The organism is Microbacterium sp. HA-8, assembly GCF_046111165.1.
GTDB lineage: Bacteria > Actinomycetota > Actinomycetes > Actinomycetales > Microbacteriaceae > Microbacterium.
Genome location: NZ_CP162025.1, coordinates 3,016,628 through 3,034,456, shown reverse-complemented (window position 1 = coordinate 3,034,456; position 17,829 = coordinate 3,016,628). Strand labels below are relative to the sequence as shown.

Below are 17,829 nucleotides of genomic sequence, written 5' to 3'. Positions count from 1 at the left end.
AAGGCCCCGGTTGAACAACCCAGATCAAGGAGAAAATCATGGCAAAGCTCAGCACTGAGGAGCTGCTCGACGCGTTCAAGGAGCTCACGCTCATCGAGCTCAGCGAGTTCGTCAAGGCGTTCGAGGAGACCTTCGACGTCACCGCCGCGGCCCCCGTGGCCGTCGCCGCGGGTGCCCCCGCCGGTGGCGCCCCCGCCGAAGAGGTCGAGGAGAAGGACTCCTTCGACGTCGTCCTCGAGGCCGCCGGTGACAAGAAGATCCAGGTCATCAAGGTCGTCCGCGAGCTCACCTCGCTCGGCCTCGGCGAGGCCAAGGCCGTCGTCGACGGTGCCCCCAAGGCCGTGCTCGAGGGCGCGAACAAGGACGCCGCCGAGAAGGCCAAGGCCGCTCTCGAAGAGGCCGGCGCGACGGTTACCCTCAAGTAATCACGCTCCACGCAGAGAGGCCCCGGCACCGCGCACGCGGTGTCCGGGGCCTTTCCCGTGTACGCATTCCTGCGCGCGTCAATCCCGCCGGCGACCGACGCCGGCGGTGATGGCCGACTGCGCAGCATCCGCCGCCGCCGTCGAGCTGCGCACGACAAGACGCGACGCCTCGCGGATGTGCTCGCGCTCGGCGTCGGGGTCGTCGAGGCGACGCAGCAGCAGCCGCGCGGCGAGGCACCCCTGCTCGCGCGGGCGCTGCTGCAGCGTCGTGAGCGCGAACATCTCGGCGTTCTCGTGGTCGTCGATGCCGACGACGCTCAGATCCGAGGGCACCAGCAATCCGAGTCGTCGCGCCGCGATGATCGCGCCGATCGCGACCTCGTCGCACACCCCGACGATCGCGGTCGGCCGGTCGCGGGAGTCGCCGAGCAGGTCGACGGCCGCGCCGTAGCCCCCCGGCATCGACACCGCCGATGTCGCGTGCCGCGAGAGGTCGCCGAGTCCCGCCGCGGACATCGCGCCGAGATACGCGTGCAGGCGCAGCGAATCACCGTGGGTCATGCCGGTCCGCGGCCCGCCGACGAACGCGATGCGACGGTGGCCCAGATCGATCAGGTGCTCGGTGGCGCGCCGGGCAGCATCCGTGTCGTCGACGGCGACGGATGCTGCGCCCATGTCGTAGCTGCCGATGCTCACCATCGGCTTGCCCAGGGCGAGCAGGCGCTCCATCTCGTGATGGTCGGGTTCGATGCAGACGGCGATCAGTCCGTCGAAGCGCTTGCGGCCGAGGAAGGTCGCGAAGATCGTGGACCGGCCCTCCGTGCCGGGGGTGGCGTCGTAGAGGGTGAGGTCATGGCCGTGGGAGAGCAGGGTGCTCTGGACGCCCTCGAGCACCTCGGAGAAGAACCAGCGGGTCAGGCCCGGCAGGATCACGCCGACGTTGCGCGTGCGGCCGGTGACGAGGCTTGCCGCGCTGCTCGAGGCGATGTAGCCGAGCTCGGTCGCAGCCTGTTCGACACGGCGCCGCGTCTCGGGGGCGACGTATCCGTTGCCGGTGAGGGCTCGGCTCGCGGTGGCCTTGGAGACCCCGGCGTGCCGGGCGACATCGGCGATCCCGCTCATCGCGCCTCCTCGCGCCTCGGGTGTGGGCGCAGCCCTGCGTGCGCAGTTCCATGGGAGCGGTCCCGGCTGGAATCGATTCCATGAGCGCTGCGCTGCGCCATGCTCATCACATTCACGGTAGTCAGGACCGTACCACGGGCGTTTCCGCCCGCCGAGAAGCGGTTACCGAGTTGTGACACGCAGTCGTTGTGGTGAAGAGACTGAGTCCTCTACGGTGAACATGGAATCGGTTCCCGACCGTGTCCTGCGGTGGCGGTGACCACGCGCGATGAACGCGCGAACTCAATGAGGAGGATCACATGATGGCAAAGCGACGGGGCAGGATCCTCGTCTCGGCGTCGGCTCTCGCGGTCGGCGGGCTCGTTCTCGCAGGCTGCACCGGCGGCCCGGGTGCGACGGACGGCGGCGGGGGCGGCGGCTCCGATGACGTCGTCACGGTGTACGGCACCATCGTCGACACCGAAGCCGAGCTGCTGAACGAGTCGTGGGCGGAATGGGAGGAGGAGAACGGCATCGACATCGAGTACGAAGCCTCCCAGGAGTTCGAGGCTCAGATCGCGGTGCGCGCCCAGGGCGGCAACCCGCCCGACCTCGCGATCTTCCCACAGCCGGGTCTTCTCGCCGACATGGCCGATCGCGGCTATCTCGTGCCGGCGCCCGAGGCGGTCGTCGAGAACGTCGAGGAGTACTGGTCCGAGGACTGGGCGGGCTACGGCACCGTGGACGGCACCGTGTACGGCGCGCCGCTCATGGCGAGCGTCAAGGGCTGGATCTGGTATTCGCCTTCGCTGTTCGCCGAGAACGGCTGGGAGATCCCCACGACCTGGCAGGGCCTGCTCGACCTCACGGCGCAGATCCAGCAGTCGACCGGCGCCCCGCCGTGGTGCGTCGGCTTCGGCTCGGACGCCGCCACGGGATGGCCCGGCACCGACTGGATCGAGGACGTCGTCCTGCGCCAGTCGGGCACCGACGTGTACGACCAGTGGGTCGCGAACGAGATCCCGTTCACCGACCCGCAGATCTCCTCGGCGTTCGACGAGGTGGGCAAGATCATGCTCGACCCGAACTACGTCAACGCCGGATTCGGCGATGTCCAGTCGATCGGCACGACGCCCTTCGGCGACCCGGCCTCTGCGCTGGTGTCGGGTGACTGCGTCCTGCACCACCAGGCATCGTTCTACGACGGGTTCATCACGGACGCCGGCGGCACGGTCGCCGAGGACGGCGACATCTGGGCGTTCCTCACACCTCCCTTCGAGGAGGGTGCCGAGGGCGCCGTCGTCACCGGCGGTGGCGAGATCGTCGGCGCGTTCGATGATCGCGAGGCCGTCCAGATGGTGCAGGAGTACCTCTCCAGCCCCGAATGGGCCAACAGCCGCGTCGCGCTCGGCGGCGTGATCTCGGCCAACAACGGGCTCGACCCCGAGAACGCCTCGAGCGAGATCCTGTCGGCGGCGATCGAGATCCTGCAGGATCCCGGCACCACGTTCCGCTTCGACGCGTCCGACCTGATGCCCGGCGCCGTCGGCTCGGGCACGTTCTGGGCGGGCATGCGCGACTGGGTGGGCGGCACGCCGACCGCCACCGTGCTCGAGCAGATCGAGGCCGGCTGGCCGTCGAGCTGATCGACCGGGTCCGTGGGGCCGCCCCTGTCATGGGGCGGCCCCACTCCCTAACCTGAGGGCAGGCTGAGCGCCATCGCCACGCCTGCGAGTTCGACGAAGCACTCGAAAGGACCCCCGTGACCGCCTTCCTCCAGTGGCTGAGCACCCTCTCGCCGTGGCTCGAGATCCCGATCATCATCGGCGCATTCCTCGTCGTGATCGGGCTCCTGCTCTTCTTCATCGAGATCGCGCCGCGCAAGGGCCGCGTCTACACGATCATCCGCCTGGCCGCCTGCATCCTCATCCCGCTCGTCGTGCTCTGGGCGCTGCAGTCCTACACCTGGGCGATCCTCGCCGCCGGTGTCGTCGGCCTCCTCTTCTTCTGGCTCGACATGCGGGCCAAGTCCGGCGCCGGCTACCTCTTCCAGCTGATCGGATTCCTCAGCCCCGCGCTGGTGCTGCTGATCATCGGCCTCGTCATCCCGTCGATCCAGACGATCTTCCAGGCGTTCATGAACTCGCGGGGCACGGCGTTCGTCGGTCTCGACAACTTCGCCTGGATCTTCTCGACCGACGCCGGCGTGCGCACGATCCTCAACACGATCGTGTGGGTGCTCGTCGCCCCGATCGTCTCGACGATCGCGGGCCTGGCATACGCCTACTTCATCGACAAGACCCGCGGCGAGAAGTACTACAAGATCCTCGTCTTCCTGCCGATGGCGATCTCGTTCGTGGGCGCCTCGATCATCTGGCGCTTCATGTACACCGCGCGTCCCGAGGACCAGAATCAGATCGGCTTCCTGAACCAGGTCATCGTGTGGTTCGGCGGCGAGCCGATCAACTTCCTCGCGGCGGACCCCTGGAACACCTTGTTCCTCATCGTCGTGCTCATCTGGGTGCAGACCGGTTTTGCCATGGTCGTGCTCTCGGCGGCGATCAAGGGCGTGCCCACCGAGCAGCTGGAGGCGGCCGAGCTCGACGGCACCAACGGGTGGCAGCGGTTCATCAACGTCGTCGTCCCCGCCATCCGGCCCTCGCTCATCGTCGTGCTGACCACGATCTCGATCGCCTCGCTGAAGGTCTTCGACATCGTCCGCACCATGACCGCGGGCGCCAACAACACCTCGGTCATCGCCAACGAGATGTACACGCAGTTCCGCAGCTTCGAGGCCGGGCGCTCCGCGGCCTTCGCGGTGATCCTGTTCGTGCTCGTCCTGCCGATCATCGTCTACAACGCAAGGCAACTCTCCAAGCAGAGGGAGGTGCGCTGATGAGCGCCGTACAGCCGATCGAACTGCCCGTCGACCCCGACACGAAGAAGGAGCTCGCACGGGGTGAGCGCAGGGCGGAGAAGCAAGCGCTCGGGCGCACCAAGAAGCGCCTGACCTCGCGGTGGGCGACGCTTGCCGCCCTCGTCATCGCGGTGCTGTGGACCCTGCCGACCTTCGGCGTCTTCATCTCGTCGTTCCGTCCGCGGGAGTTCATCCAGACCACCGGGTGGTGGACGGTCTTCGAGAACTGGGGCTGGACCCTCGACAACTACGCCACGGCGCTGCAGTCGGGCAACAGCCAGCTGAACATGGCAGGCGCGTTCGTGAACTCGTTCGCGATCACGCTGCCGGCCACCGTCATCCCGATCGTCATCGCCTCGCTCGCCGCGTACGCGTTCGCATGGATGGACTTCAAGGGCAAGAACCTGCTGTTCCTGTTCGTGTTCGCCCTGCAGATCGTGCCGATCCAGATGGCGCTGATCCCGCTCCTGCAGCTGTTCTCGCAGGGCACGATCTTCGGCGTCCCGGTCATCCAGGCCATCGGCGCGGCGGGCTACTCGCAGGTCTGGATCGCGCACACGATCTTCGCCCTGCCGCTGGCGATCTACCTGCTGCACAACTTCACCTCCGAGATCCCGCCGGATGTCATCGAGGCGGCGCGCGTGGACGGTGCGGGGCACGGGCAGATCTACTTCCGCATCGTGCTGCCGCTGACCGTGCCGGCTCTCGCGTCGATCGCGATCTTCCAGTTCCTGTGGGTGTGGAACGACCTGCTCGTCTCGCTGATCTTCGCCGACGGCAACGTCGCGCCGATCACGAAGCTGCTGGCCGAGATGACCGGAAACCGGGGCCAGGACTGGTACCTGCTCACCGCGGGCGCGTTCATCGCGATCATCGTGCCGCTGATCGTGTTCCTCGCGCTGCAGAGATTCTTCGTGCGCGGTCTGCTCGCGGGCTCGACGAAGGGGTAGTGCGCCTCGCTACAGTGACCCCATGGATGCTGCGGCCCGGGCGGGCGTGACCAGCACAGGCACGTCCGACCCGGGCGCTGCGCGCGGGCTCTCGGCAGCCGACGTCTCCGAGCGCGTCGCAGCGGGTCGCACGAACGCGTTCGAGGCGGATACGAGCCGCACGTGGGGAAGCATCGTGCGGGCGAACGTCTTCACGCTCTTCAACGCGATCGTGTTCGCGTGCTTCGCCGCGCTGCTGGTGCTCGGCCGCTGGCAGGACGCGCTGTTCGGGCTCGCCGCGATCTTCAATGCGCTGATCGGCTGCTATCAGGAGATCAGGGCCAAGCTGGCCCTCGACCGGCTGGCGCTGCTGAACGCGCCGCGCGCGCGGGTGCGACGCGACGGCGTCGAGGCCGAGATCGCTCCCGCCGACGTCGTCCAGGACGACCTGCTCGTGCTGCGCGCGGGCGATCAGGTGCCGGCCGACGCGACGGCGCTCGATGTGCAGGGTCTGCAGGTCGACGAGTCGATGCTCACGGGGGAGTCCGATCCCGTCGACAAGCACCCGGGCGACGACCTGCTCAGCGGCTCGATCGTGGTGGGCGGGCGCGGCGACGCGCGCGCGACCAAGGTGGGTGCCGACTCGTACGCCAACCAGTTCGCCGGAGAGGCCCGCCGGTTCTCGCTCGTGCGCTCGGAGCTTCGCCGCGGGGTCAACCGGGTGCTCGCCTGGGTGGCGTGGGGCATCGGGCCCGTGGCGCTGCTTGTGACCAATGCGCAGGTCCAGGTGCAGGGCGGGTGGGAGCAGGCCCTCGCCGACGGTTCCTGGCAGCAGGCGGCGGTGGACTCGATCGCCGTGATCACGGCGATGATCCCGCTGGGGCTGGTGCTGCTGACGAGCATCACCTTCGCCGTCGGCGCGGCACGACTGGCGCGCGAGAAGGTGCTCGTGCAGGAGCTGCCGGCCGTCGAGGGTCTCGCGCGGGTCGACACGGTCTGCCTCGACAAGACCGGCACCCTCACGTACGGCGACATCGCCTTCGACGCCGAGCACCCGCTCGACGGCGATGTCGAGGGTTGGCGCGAGGCCCTCGGCTGGTTCGGTGCCGCCGCCGACGCCAACGCGACGGCCCGCAGTCTCGCCTCCCGCTACCCGGCCGCGCCGCCGCGGGTCTCCGCCCGCGAGATCCCGTTCTCGTCGCGCCGCAAGTGGAGCGCGGTGTCGTTCGCGGGCGAGCCTGGCACGTGGGTGCTCGGGGCGCCCACCATGGTCTTCCCGGATGCTGCCACCCGGGCGGTCGCGTGGAGCGGACCTCGTGCCGAGAACGGGGAGGCCTCCCTCGCCGACGCCGTGATCGAACTCGCCTCGACCGGCAGCCGCACGATCCTGCTCGCGTACTCGCCGACCCCGCTCGATGACGCTCTGGTGTCGGGGGAGAGCCTGCCGCGCGGGCTCGACCCCGTGGTGCTGCTGACCCTGCGGGAGCGGGTCCGCGAGGACGCCGCCCAGACACTGGCGTATTTCGCCGCGCAGGGAGTGGACGTCAAGGTCATCTCCGGCGATGACCCCCACACCGTCGCCGCCATCGCCCGCGAGCTCGGTCTCGACGTGTCCGCGGGCGTGGACGCGCGCACGCTCCCCGACGACGCCGATGCGCTCGCCGACGAGCTCGAGCAGCACACGGTCTTCGGCCGGGTCAGCCCCGACCAGAAGAAGGGAATCGTCACGGCCCTGCAGTCGCGGGGGCATGTCGTGGCGATGACCGGCGACGGCGTGAACGACGCCCTCGCGATCAAGCAGGCCGATATCGGCATCGCGATGAACTCGGGTTCGGCGGCGACGAAGGCCGTCGCCCGGCTCGTGCTGCTCGATGGCCGCTTCTCGAGGCTGCCGGGCGTCGTCGCCGAGGGACGCAAGGTGATCGCCAACATGGAGCGCGTCTCGATGCTCTTCCTCACCAAGACCGCCTACGCCACGACGATCGCCATCCTGTTCGGGCTCATGATCATGGAGATCCCGTTCCTGCCCCGACAGCTCTCGATCACCGACGGTCTGACGATCGGCATCCCGGCGTTCTTCCTGGCGCTGCTGCCCAACGCGCAGCGGTACATCCCCGGGTTCCTCCGCCGGTCGCTGAGCTTCGCGATCCCCGCCGGCATCACGATCGGCCTGGCTCTGACGGTGTTCTCCCGCATCGCCGGTCACCTCTGGGAGGTTCCGATCGAAGAGATCCGCACGGGGTCGACGATCATCGTCGCGATCCTCGGGATCTGGGTGCTCGCCCTCATCTCGCTGCCGCTCACCTGGATCAAGGCGGCGATCCTCGCGGGCATGGTCGGCGGGCTCGTCGTGATCCTCAATGTGCCGCTCGCCGTGGACTTCTTCGACCTCGCCTGGCCGCGAGAGGAGGCGCTGGCGCTGATCGGCGGGCTCTGCGCCGGGGCGATCGTCGTCATCGGGATCACCCGCTCGGTGCAGCAGACCTACGTCCGTCGCCAGCTCGCCGAGCTCGGCGCCAAGGACTGATCGCCGAGAAGCCGGACCCGCAAGGTCAGCCCGCGCTGCAGCCCAGCCGAGCCGCCGACGCCGCCATCGAGTCGATCTCGAACTGCTGCGTGTCCTTCATGCCCTGCGCGACGTGCAGCACCCTCGGTTCGGAGCCGAGCTCGAGCACGGCGTCGACCATCTGGATCGCGCCCTCGTGGTGGGTCGTCATCAGGTCGAGGAACATGCAGTCCGCCGCGGTGCCGGACGCGCCCTCGAACTCCGCCAGCTCGGCGTCGGTGGCCATGCCCATCTGCGCCCGCAGCTCGGCGTCGGTGAGCGGCTCACCCGATGCGCCGCCATGCGCGTGCTCGTCGGACTCCGACATCCACGCCATCATCTGTCCCCCCGATTGCGGAAGCCCCCACGACACGAGCCACGAGTACATCTCGCCCTGCTGCGCGGACTGCGCCGTCGCCATGTCGTACGCGAGAGCGCGCAGCTCAGGGTCGTCGGTCTCGCGGTACAGGGTCATCGCCATGTCGACGGCCTGCGCGTGGTGCAGCTGCATGTCGCGGGCGAATCCCGCCTCGGCCGAGTCCGAGGTGGGGGTGGATGCCTGGGTCAGGGCGCCGAAGGTCGTGAAACGTCCCGCGGCGAAGGCGAGTGCGGCGATCGCGAGGGCGCCGAGTGTGACCAGGAGCCAGCGCGGGGGTCCCGTGCGGACCGAGTCGGTCGCCACAGGACTCAGACCTTGCCCTCGCCGTCGATCGCGCCGGTGCAGACCGCGTTGGGCTCGGGGACGTCGGCGCTGCGCCAGTACTCCTCGAAGAACTGCGGGATGCGCTCGTCGTCGACCGCGTCGAGCTTGAGCTGCGAGTTCCAGCCGCTGAGGGCGATCGCCGAGTCCATGCCCTCGTGCGGGGACAGGATGTAGTAGCTGGAGGGCATGTACGACCGCAGCGTCTCGAGGTCTTCGCCCTGCACGAGCTCGGGGTCATACGTCACCCAGATCGCCCCGTGCTCCAGCGAGTGCACGGCGTACTCGTTCTGCTGGGGCACGGAGTACTCGGCGCAGTTGAGCCAGTACTGGTTGTGGGGGCCGCCCGCGGGGGGCGTCTGCTCGTACTCGACAACGCCCTCGACGTGGGTGGTCTCGTGCGCGAAGGTCTCGACGCCCGCGATCTCGATGCCTGTCCCCGCCCCCGCCTCGTAGCTCGGACGCGGCGCCGGCTGGAACACGATCGAGGCGACCACGACGCCGACGACGGCCAGCGCGGCGACGCCGCCGACGATCCACCACATCACACCCGTGCGGCGACGCTTGGCGACCTGTCGCTGGTATTCGGCGAGCTTCTCGGCGCGTTTGGCCTCGCGCTGCTGCTTGACGGTCAGTGCCTGCTCGGCCTGCTTCGCGGGGTTGCCGCTCGAATTCTTGGGGGACATGCTGCGGATGCTCTCGGCTCGAAGGGGTCGAAAGGGCGGACGCGCCTCGGGTCGAGTCTATTCGCGCGCATCGTGGCGAGCCTGGACGCCGACTGCGAAACGGGTACACTGGCAGTGATCGAATCGATTCGATCAGCATCCCACTCTCTCGTCAGCAAGGTTCCTTCGTGCTCGAAACCGGCAACTCGCCCGTCGTCCCCTCCGACACCGCGAACGGCGCTGCCCACCGAGCCCGCACGGGAGCGATCCGCGTGCTCGGCGCCAACCCGGCGACCGCGCCGATCATGCTTCATCCCGGCGACAGCCTCTCCGCGGCGCGGCGGTTCGGCTACGTCATCCTGCTCGGCGCGCTGACGGCGCTCGGCCCGTTCACGATCGACCTCTACCTGCCCGCGTTCCCCGTGCTCGAGTCGGACTTCGACACCACGGCGGCGGCGATCCAGCTCACTCTCACGGGCACGATGCTCGGCTTCGCGATCGGCCAGCTGCTGGTGGGGCCGCTCTCCGACAAGGTCGGCCGACGGCTGCCGCTGATCGGAGTCACGGCACTGCACGTCGCGGCGAGCATCGCCGCGGCGATCGCGCCCACCCTCATCACGCTGGGCATCACCCGCGTGCTGATGGGCGCGGGTGCGGCCGCGGGCGGCGTGGTCGCGATGGCGATCGTGCGCGACCTGTTCGGCGGCAAGCGGCTGGTGGTCATGCTCTCGAGGCTGGCGCTCGTCTCGGGCGTCGCCCCGGTCGTGGCGCCTCTGATCGGTTCGGCGCTGCTGCTGGTGATGCCGTGGCGGGGCATCTTCGTCGTGCTCGCGGTCTACGGCGCCGTCATGCTGCTGTGCACGTTGCTCTTCATCCCCGAGACGCTCCCGCCGGCCCGGCGGGCCGAGCGCGGATCGACCACCATCTGGCAGCGCTATCGCAGCGTCTTCTCCGACCGTATCTTCGTCGGCGTCCTGGTGATCGGCGGCATGACGTTCTCCGGCCTGTTCTCCTACCTGTCGGCCTCGTCCTTCCTGTTCCAGGAGAGCTACGGATTCGACGCCCAGCTCTACGGTGTGCTCTTCGCGGTCAACTCCATCGGCCTCGTGATCGGCGTGCAGGTCTCGTCCCGCCTCGCCGCCCGGTTCGGCCCGCAGTGGGTGCTGGCCTACTCCACCGCGGCGCTCGTCGTCACCGCCGTGGCCATCATCGTGTTCGACCAGCTAGGGCTGGGGCTCTGGGGAACACTCATCCCGCTGTTCCTGTTCATGACCGCCTGCGGATTCACCTTCCCCTGCACGCAGGTGCTCGCCCTCGACCGCCACGGCAAAGCCGCGGGTACGGCGGCATCCATCCTGGGTGCGGTCAACTTCGGTGTCGCGGGGCTCGTCTCGCCGGTCGTCGGCTGGGTCTCGGGCGGTGCGGGCATCACGGCGACCACGATGGCCGGCGTGATGGCCGGGTGCGGCGTGATCGGAGTGCTCTCGCTCTGGCTGATCGTGCGCCCCCGCTCCGTGCAGGCGCTCACGCCCTGATCGGCGCTCGCAGCCCCTGCCGGGCGCTGGCATGATGAGCGGATGACACCCGCCCATCGTCGTCGGCTGACGCTCCATCTCGTGGCCGGTGTCGTGCTGCTCGCGGCCGCCGTCGCCCTCGGCGCCTGGATCTCGATCGGACGCGGCAACGCACCGTTCGACATCGACGCGCTGTGGTCGTCGTGGCTGGCATCGGGACGCACCAGCGTGCTGCTCTTCGTCTCGTACGCGATGAACTGGCTCGGCGGGGGATGGTTCGGCATCCTCGTCGTCCCCCTCGGGGTCGCGACGCTCCTGGCGGTCTCGCGCAGGCCCTGGGGAGCCGCGTACTTCCTCGCGGCATCGCTGTTCTCCGCGATCGTCGTGCAGGTGCTCAAGCGCCTCTTCGGTCGGGCTCGTCCCGAAGACATCATCGTGCTCGCCGATTTCGGCTCCTACCCCTCGGGTCACGTCGCCAACGCCGCGACCATCGCCGTCGCGCTCTTCATCGTGTTTCCGCGGCGGTGGGTGGCGCTGCTCAGCGTCGCGTGGATCCTGCTGATGGCCTTCTCGCGCACCTACCTCGGCGCGCACTGGCTGAGCGACACGGCCGGCGGCGCACTCGCCGGTGCGGGTTCGGCGCTGCTGGTCGCGGCGATCTTCACCGTGGTTCTCACTCGGGAGGACGAACGGATGCTGCGCGCCGTGCCGTCGCAGGGGTCTCACGCATGAGCGGCGATTCCTCGCAGGACCCCGCGGTGGTCGCGGCCGAGGCGGAGCTCCATCGCCTGCGCGCCGCGGCGGAGGCTGCCGACGCACAACTGACCGCGGCGCGGGCGCGCGCGGAACTCGCCGCTGCCGAAGCGCAAGCCGCGATGGCGCGTGCCAGGGTTGCGCAGGCGCCCGCGCCCGTTGCGGCCGGCGCGCCGGTGCCCGATTCCGTCGAGGCGACGGTGTCGACGACGGCGGGGCCCCTCGGTGCGGACGAGGTCGCCGCGATCATCGACGGTTACGCGTTCGCGGGGCCCGCGCTCGAGATCGGCGCCCTCGTCAACGGTGACGCGGTGCCGACCGCGGCGGTGCGCATCCCGCTGTCGATGATGAACCGGCACGGCCTCATCGCGGGCGCGACCGGCACGGGCAAGACCCGCACCCTGCAGGGTTTCGCCGAGCAGCTCGCGGCCCACGGCGTGCCGGTCTTCGCCGCCGACATCAAGGGCGACCTGACAGGCGTCGCGACCGCGGGCGAACCCTCCGACAAGCTGTCGGCCCGCACGCGGGCGATCGGTCAGGAGTGGGTGGCGACAGCATCCGTCGCGGAGTACTTCGCCCTCGGCGGCGTCGGCACGGGCATTCCGGTGCGCGCGAGTGTCTCGGGGTTCGGGCCGCTGCTGCTGGCCAAGGTCCTGGGCCTGAACCAGACCCAGGAATCGAGCCTGGGGCTCGTCTTCCACTACGCAGACCGCAACGGACTCGCCCTGGTCGACCTCGCGGACCTGCGCGCGGTGCTCACGTATCTGACCAGCGATCTCGGCAGGGCCGAGCTGGAGGGGCTCGGCGGGCTGTCGAAGGCGACGGCGGGCGTGATCCTGCGCGAGTTGATCACGTTCGCCGACGGCGGGGCGGATGTGTTCTTCGGCGAACCCGAGTTCGATGTCGCCGACTTCTTGCGCACAGCACCCGACGGTCGCGGGATCATCAGTCTGCTCGAGGTGCCGGGAGTGATCGAGCGCCCCGAGCTGTTCTCGACGTTTCTGATGTACCTGCTGGCCGAGTTGTTCGAGGTGCTGCCCGAGGTGGGGGATGTCGACAAGCCCCGACTGGTGTTCTTCTTCGATGAGGCGCACCTTCTCTTCCGGGACGCGTCGAAGGACTTCCTCGCCGCCATCACCCAGACGGTCCGCCTCATCCGGTCCAAGGGGGTCGGGGTCTTCTTCGTCACGCAGACGCCGAAGGACGTGCCCTCCGACGTGCTCGGGCAGCTGGGTTCGCGGGTGCAGCACGCGCTGCGGGCGTTCACCCCCGACGATGCCAAGGCGCTGCGGGCGAGCGTCGGCACCTACCCGCGGTCGGGATACGACCTGGAACGTGTGCTGCAGGAGCTGGGCACCGGCGAGGCGATCGTGACCGTGATGAACGAGAAGGGTGCGCCGTCGCCTGTCGCCTGGACGCGCCTGCGGGCGCCGCAGGGGCTGATGTCGCCGACGCCGGCCCCGGCGATCCAGGCCGCCGTGCAGGCCTCGCCGCTGCTCGCGCGATACGGCACGGCGATCGATCCCGAGTCGGCGCGTGAGATGCTCGCCGCGCGGATGAGCGCGGCGGCCGAGGCGGCCGCGATGGAAGAGGCGGCGCTCGCGAAGGCGAAGACGGACGCGGAGTATGCGAGGCAGCGCGCCGCGATCGAGCGGGTCGAGGAGGCTGAGGCCAAGAAGGCCGCGGCGGCGGAGAAGAAGGCGCGGGTCGAGTACGAGCGTCTGTTGAAGAAGACGCAGGGACGGGCGCGCACCCCCGCCCGGGCCCAGAAGTCGACGATCGAGCAGGTTCTCGGGTCGAAGGCGACCCAGACGGTGCTGACGAGTGTCATCCGCGGGATCTTCGGCACCGGCCGCCGCTGATCTCGTTCTGTCTGGCCCCGCCCCGTGCACAGCTGCGGACCGGCAGCGCAACACGCCGGTGCACCGACCCCATCCCCGGCGTGTCGGCGATCACGTCCGCAGCTGTGCACACCGGCACCGGCCTCCGCCTCGATCAGATACCTATCGGCATAGGCATCTGCGGGGGTGAGGCGTAGCATGGCGGCATGGCGACGAAGCCCCCGGCATCAGATATCGACGAGTCCCGTCTGCACGTCACGCGCCCCAAGAAGGTCGCCGTCGGCGTGCCCGCGGTGCTGCACGCGCTGCAGATCGCGAACGAGCAGATGGGCGTGGGGCGCAGCATCCAGACCCTCATGCGGGTCAACCAGAAGGACGGCTTCGACTGTCCCGGATGCGCGTGGCCCGAGGAGGACAAGCGCCACATCGCCGAGTTCTGCGAGAACGGCGCGAAGGCCGTCGCCGAGGAGGCGACGGTGCGCCGGGTGGGGCCCGAGTTCTTCGCGGCCCACCCGATCGACGACCTGCGCGCACACGATGACTGGTGGCTCGGGCAGCAGGGGCGGCTGACGCAGCCCATGGTGCTCGACGCGGGCGCGACTCACTACCGGCCGATCTCGTGGGACGAGGCGCTGGGTGAGATCGCCGCCGAGCTGCGGGGGCTCGACGACCCCGACGACGCCGTGTTCTACACCTCGGGGCGCACCTCGAACGAGGCTGCCTTCCTCTATCAGCTGCTCGTGCGGGGCCTCGGCACGAACAACCTGCCCGACTGCTCGAACATGTGCCACGAATCCAGCGGGTCGGCGCTGACCGAGACGATCGGCATCGGCAAGGGCACGGTGTCGATCGACGACATCCACGGGGCCGACCTGCTCATCGTCGCGGGCCAGAACCCCGGCACCAACCACCCCCGCATGCTGAGCGCGCTCGAGAAGGCGAAGGAGCGCGGCGCGACGATCATCGCGGTCAATCCGCTGCCCGAGGCGGGCCTGATGCGTTTCGAGAACCCGCAGACGCCCAAGGGTGTGCTGCTGGGTGGCACGAAGCTCGCCGACCAGTTCGTCCAGATCCGCCTCGGCGGCGACCAGGCGCTGTTCCAGGCGATCGGCAAGGTCCTGATCGAGGCGGCGGATGCCGGAGCCGACGTGCTCGACACCGACTTCATCGCCGCGCACACGACCGGGTTCGACGCGTACGCCGAGGCCGTGCGCGCTGTGCCGTGGAGCGAGCTGGTTCAGGCGACCGGCATTTCGGAAGGGTCGCTGCGGCACGTCGCCGACACCGTCCGGCGATCGAGCGCGACGATCGTCTGCTGGGCGATGGGACTGACCCAGCACAAGCACTCCGTCCCGACGCTGCGCGAGGTCGTGAACGTGCTGCTGCTGCAGGGCAACATCGGCCGGCCCGGCGCGGGCGTGTGTCCCGTGCGAGGGCACTCCAACGTGCAGGGCGATCGCACCATGGGCATCTACGAGAAGCCGTCCGAGGCCTTCCTCGAGGCGCTCGACCGCGAGTTCTCGTTCACCGCGCCGCGCGAGCACGGCTACGACACCGTCGAGGCGATCCGCGCCATGCGCGACGGCCGGGTGCGCGTCTTCCTCGGCATGGGCGGCAACTTCGTCAGCGCGACCCCCGACACCCGCGTGGTGGAGGAGGGGATGTCGCGGTGCGATCTCACCGTGCACGTGTCGACCAAACTCAACCGCTCGCACGTCGTGACGGGGCGCCGCGCGATCATCCTGCCGACCCTCGGTCGCACCGACCGTGACACGCGCGCCGGAGGGGAGCAGCGGGTCACGGTCGAGGACTCGATGGGTGCCGTGCACGCGTCCCGCGGCCGGCTGCGGCCCCCGTCGTCCGACATGCTCAGCGAGGTCGCGATCATCGCGCGCCTGTGCGCGCTGGTCTTCGGCCAGGATGCGGGGCAGAGTTCCGTCGTCGCCCCGGCGTCGCACGGCGGCGACGTCGACCGCGACCAGGTCGAGCGCACGGCCTGCGAAGAGGCTGCCGGCCCCGACGCCGTTCTCGTCGGCGATGCCGGCAACGTGCCGCACGCCGACTGGGGCGCGCTGGAATCCGACTACGCGCTCATCCGATCGCACATCGCGCGCGTCATTCCGGGCTTCGAGGACTACGAGACCCGCATCGCGAAGGGGCGCATGTTCTTCCTGCCGAACGGCCCCCGCGACGGGCGGCGTTTTGCGACAGCATCCGGTCTGGCGCACTTCACGGTCAACGCGCTGGAGTACCCGCGGATCCCCGAGGGGCGGCTGCTGCTGCAGACCCTGCGCTCGCACGATCAGTACAACACCACGATCTACGGCAAGGACGACCGCTATCGCGGCATCCACGACGGGCGGCGCGTCGTCATGGTGAACCCGGACGACATCGATGCCCTGGGGTTCGCGGACGGCGACGTGATCGATCTCGTGTCGGAGTGGCGCGGCCCCTCGGGCGATCTCGAGCAGCGGCGGGCCGAGGCGTTCCGGATCGTGGCGTACCGCACGCCGCGCGGCAACGCGGCGGCCTACTATCCCGAGACCAACGTGCTCGTGCCGCTGGATTCGACCGCCGACGTCTCGGGGACGCCGACGTCCAAGTCGGTCATCGTCCGGCTCGAGCGGCGCGGGGGCTGACGGCTCGCGGCCCGGCCCCGCGGCCCGGCCCCGCGGCCCGGCCCGGCGCGCCGGCCGCGCGACGTTGCCGAACCCACATTTTTGCAGCGAAACCCCACGCGTCGAGTGGTGGCTCGCTGCAAAAATGTGGGTTCGGCGTTCACGAGGGCGCCGCGGCCCTTGCGGGCGCGACGAACGGGGGCGCCGTCAAGGGGTTGCCGCCGTCGCGCCCCGGCCCGTAGCGTCGCGAGTGTGACCCAGATCGCGGCGCCCACGGGGCGCGAAGAAGCCCTGCGCGCCCGGCCCCGACCCGACGGAGACCAACCGCGGGCCCTCGTGATCGGCTCCACCGGCTACATCGGCGGGCGGCTCGTGCCGCGCCTGATCGCCGCCGGCTACCGCGTGCGCGTGCTCGCCCGCGACGCGGCCCGTGTCGCGGCCTACGAGTGGGGCGATGACGTCGAGATCGAACTCGGAGCCGCCGAAGACGTGGATGCGCTCACCCGTGCCGTCGCGGACGTCGACGTGCTCTACTACCTCGTGCATTCGATGGGTGGTGGCAAGGACTTCGCCGACACCGATCTGCGCGCGGCCCGCGTCGTCGCCGAGGCCGCGGCGGCCGCCGGCGTGACGCGCCTGGTCTATCTCGGCGGGCTGCACCCCGACGACGCCGAGCTCTCGCGGCACCTGCGCTCGCGCGTCGAAGTCGGCGAGGTGTTCCTCGCCTCGGGCGTACCCACGCTCGTGCTGCAGGCGGGCGTCGTGATCGGCTCGGGTTCCGCGTCGTTCGAGATGGTGCGACACCTGACCGAGGTGCTGCCCTATATGCCGGCGCCCAAATGGGTGCGCAACCGCATCCAGCCGATCGCCGTGCGCGACGTGCTGCACTACCTGCTCGGCGCTGCGCGCATCGCGCCCGACGTCAATCGCACGGTCGACATCGGCGGACCCGACGTGCTCCGCTACGGCCAGATGATGAACGGGTACGCCGTCGAGGCGGGGCTGCCGCAGCGCGCGATCGCGGCGCTGCCGGTGCTGACCCCGGGGCTCGCGTCGCACTGGGTCAACCTCGTCACACCGATCCCGGGGTCGCTCGCGCGTCCGCTCGTGGAGTCGCTGCAGAACGACTGCGTCATGAAGGACCACGACATCGACGGGCTGATCCCGCCGCCCGAGGACGGCCTCACCCCCTACCGCCGCGCCGTGGCGCTCGCGCTCGGTCGGGAGAAGGTGCACGGGGTCGAGACGAGCTGGCAGGATGCCGCCGTCCACAGCGCCCCGAGCGATCCGCTGCCGGCCGACCCCGACTGGGCGGGTCGGGTCGTGTACACCGACGCGCGTCGCATGGACACCGCCGCGCCGGCCGAGGATCTCTGGGAGGTCATCGAGGGCATCGGCGGCGAACGCGGCTGGTACTCATGGCCGCTCGCGTGGGCCGTGCGCGGGTGGATGGACAAGGTCGTCGGGGGCGTGGGCCTGCGCCGCGGCAGGCGGCATCCCGATCGCCTCGCCGTCGGCGACGCCCTCGACTTCTGGCGCGTCGAGGACGTCGAGCGCGGCGGCGGTGCGGCCGATTCGCTGCTGCGCCTGCGCGCCGAGATGAAGGTGCCGGGCCTGGCATGGCTCGAGATGCGTGCGGTGCCCACCGCGGGTGGCGCGCGGTACGAACAGCGGGCGGTGTTCTTTCCGCGGGGACTTGCGGGCCGACTCTACTGGCTGGCCGTGCTGCCCTTTCACGGTTTCATCTTCGCGGGCATGGCCAACCGCATCGTGGCCGCGGCCGAGGCGCGCGATGAGGGCGAGTGACGCACGCCTAGGCTG

At 69.9% G+C, this 17,829-nt stretch carries 13 protein-coding genes; 10 read left to right on the top strand and 3 right to left on the bottom strand.

All coding sequences use genetic code 11. The features are described from left to right. Positions 1–38: 38 nt before the first annotated feature. The gene (rplL, locus tag AB2L57_RS14410; RefSeq protein WP_292814434.1) at positions 39–425 is read left to right on the top strand and encodes a 50S ribosomal protein L7/L12; all 387 of its coding nucleotides are present in this window, start codon (positions 39–41) and stop codon (positions 423–425) included. Positions 426–503: 78 nt separating this feature from the next. Here rplL and AB2L57_RS14405 read toward each other — a convergent pair whose 3' ends face one another. Next, complete coding sequence (locus AB2L57_RS14405; RefSeq protein ID WP_409047411.1) at positions 504–1,547, bottom strand: LacI family DNA-binding transcriptional regulator; 1,044 nt, start codon at positions 1,545–1,547, stop codon at positions 504–506. A 299-nt stretch (positions 1,548–1,846) separates the two neighbouring features. On the opposite strand from AB2L57_RS14405, the gene AB2L57_RS14400 reads away from it, so the two are divergent. The 4 genes from AB2L57_RS14400 to AB2L57_RS14385 all read left to right on the top strand — a co-directional run bounded on the left by AB2L57_RS14400 (position 1,847) and on the right by AB2L57_RS14385 (position 7,899). Next, positions 1,847–3,172 carry an ABC transporter substrate-binding protein gene (locus AB2L57_RS14400; RefSeq protein WP_409047410.1) on the top strand — a complete coding sequence of 442 codons (1,326 nt, stop codon included), beginning with the start codon at positions 1,847–1,849 and terminating at the stop codon, positions 3,170–3,172. A 116-nt stretch (positions 3,173–3,288) separates the two neighbouring features. After that, positions 3,289–4,422 carry a carbohydrate ABC transporter permease gene (locus AB2L57_RS14395; RefSeq protein WP_292811148.1) on the top strand — a complete coding sequence of 378 codons (1,134 nt, stop codon included), beginning with the start codon at positions 3,289–3,291 and terminating at the stop codon, positions 4,420–4,422. Continuing rightward, positions 4,422–5,393 (top strand): carbohydrate ABC transporter permease, encoded by a 972-nt coding sequence (locus AB2L57_RS14390; protein ID WP_292811150.1) that lies wholly within the window; start codon positions 4,422–4,424, stop codon positions 5,391–5,393. The genes AB2L57_RS14395 and AB2L57_RS14390 overlap by 1 nt, the downstream gene beginning before the upstream one ends. Before the next feature lie 22 nt (positions 5,394–5,415). Further along, complete coding sequence (locus AB2L57_RS14385; protein WP_292811152.1) at positions 5,416–7,899, top strand: HAD-IC family P-type ATPase; 2,484 nt, start codon at positions 5,416–5,418, stop codon at positions 7,897–7,899. A 25-nt stretch (positions 7,900–7,924) separates the two neighbouring features. Here AB2L57_RS14385 and AB2L57_RS14380 read toward each other — a convergent pair whose 3' ends face one another. Continuing rightward, on the bottom strand, positions 7,925–8,599 hold the full coding sequence (locus AB2L57_RS14380; RefSeq protein WP_292811154.1) for a DUF305 domain-containing protein: 675 nt from the start codon (positions 8,597–8,599) through the stop codon (positions 7,925–7,927). 5 nt (positions 8,600–8,604) lie between these two features. Beyond that, positions 8,605–9,303 carry a DUF3105 domain-containing protein gene (locus AB2L57_RS14375; RefSeq protein WP_409047409.1) on the bottom strand — a complete coding sequence of 233 codons (699 nt, stop codon included), beginning with the start codon at positions 9,301–9,303 and terminating at the stop codon, positions 8,605–8,607. 167 nt (positions 9,304–9,470) lie between these two features. Here AB2L57_RS14375 and AB2L57_RS14370 point away from each other — a divergent pair, with 167 nt between their 5' ends. The 5 genes from AB2L57_RS14370 (at position 9,471) to AB2L57_RS14350 (ending at position 17,814) form a co-directional block, all read left to right on the top strand. Then, the gene (locus tag AB2L57_RS14370) at positions 9,471–10,817 is read left to right on the top strand and encodes a multidrug effflux MFS transporter (RefSeq protein WP_292811158.1); all 1,347 of its coding nucleotides are present in this window, start codon (positions 9,471–9,473) and stop codon (positions 10,815–10,817) included. Between the two features lie 42 nt (positions 10,818–10,859). After that, positions 10,860–11,528 (top strand): phosphatase PAP2 family protein, encoded by a 669-nt coding sequence (locus tag AB2L57_RS14365; protein ID WP_292811160.1) that lies wholly within the window; start codon positions 10,860–10,862, stop codon positions 11,526–11,528. Continuing rightward, entirely contained in the window at positions 11,525–13,411 is a 1,887-nt protein-coding gene (locus AB2L57_RS14360) for a helicase HerA-like domain-containing protein (protein ID WP_409047408.1), read from the top strand. Before AB2L57_RS14365 ends, AB2L57_RS14360 begins: the two co-directional genes overlap by 4 nt. Before the next feature lie 185 nt (positions 13,412–13,596). After that, positions 13,597–16,029: an FdhF/YdeP family oxidoreductase gene (locus AB2L57_RS14355; protein WP_292811165.1), complete on the top strand. Its 2,433-nt coding sequence runs from the start codon at positions 13,597–13,599 to the stop codon at positions 16,027–16,029. 231 nt (positions 16,030–16,260) lie between these two features. Then, positions 16,261–17,814 carry an SDR family oxidoreductase gene (locus tag AB2L57_RS14350; RefSeq protein WP_292811167.1) on the top strand — a complete coding sequence of 518 codons (1,554 nt, stop codon included), beginning with the start codon at positions 16,261–16,263 and terminating at the stop codon, positions 17,812–17,814. Positions 17,815–17,829: the final 15 nt, after the last annotated feature.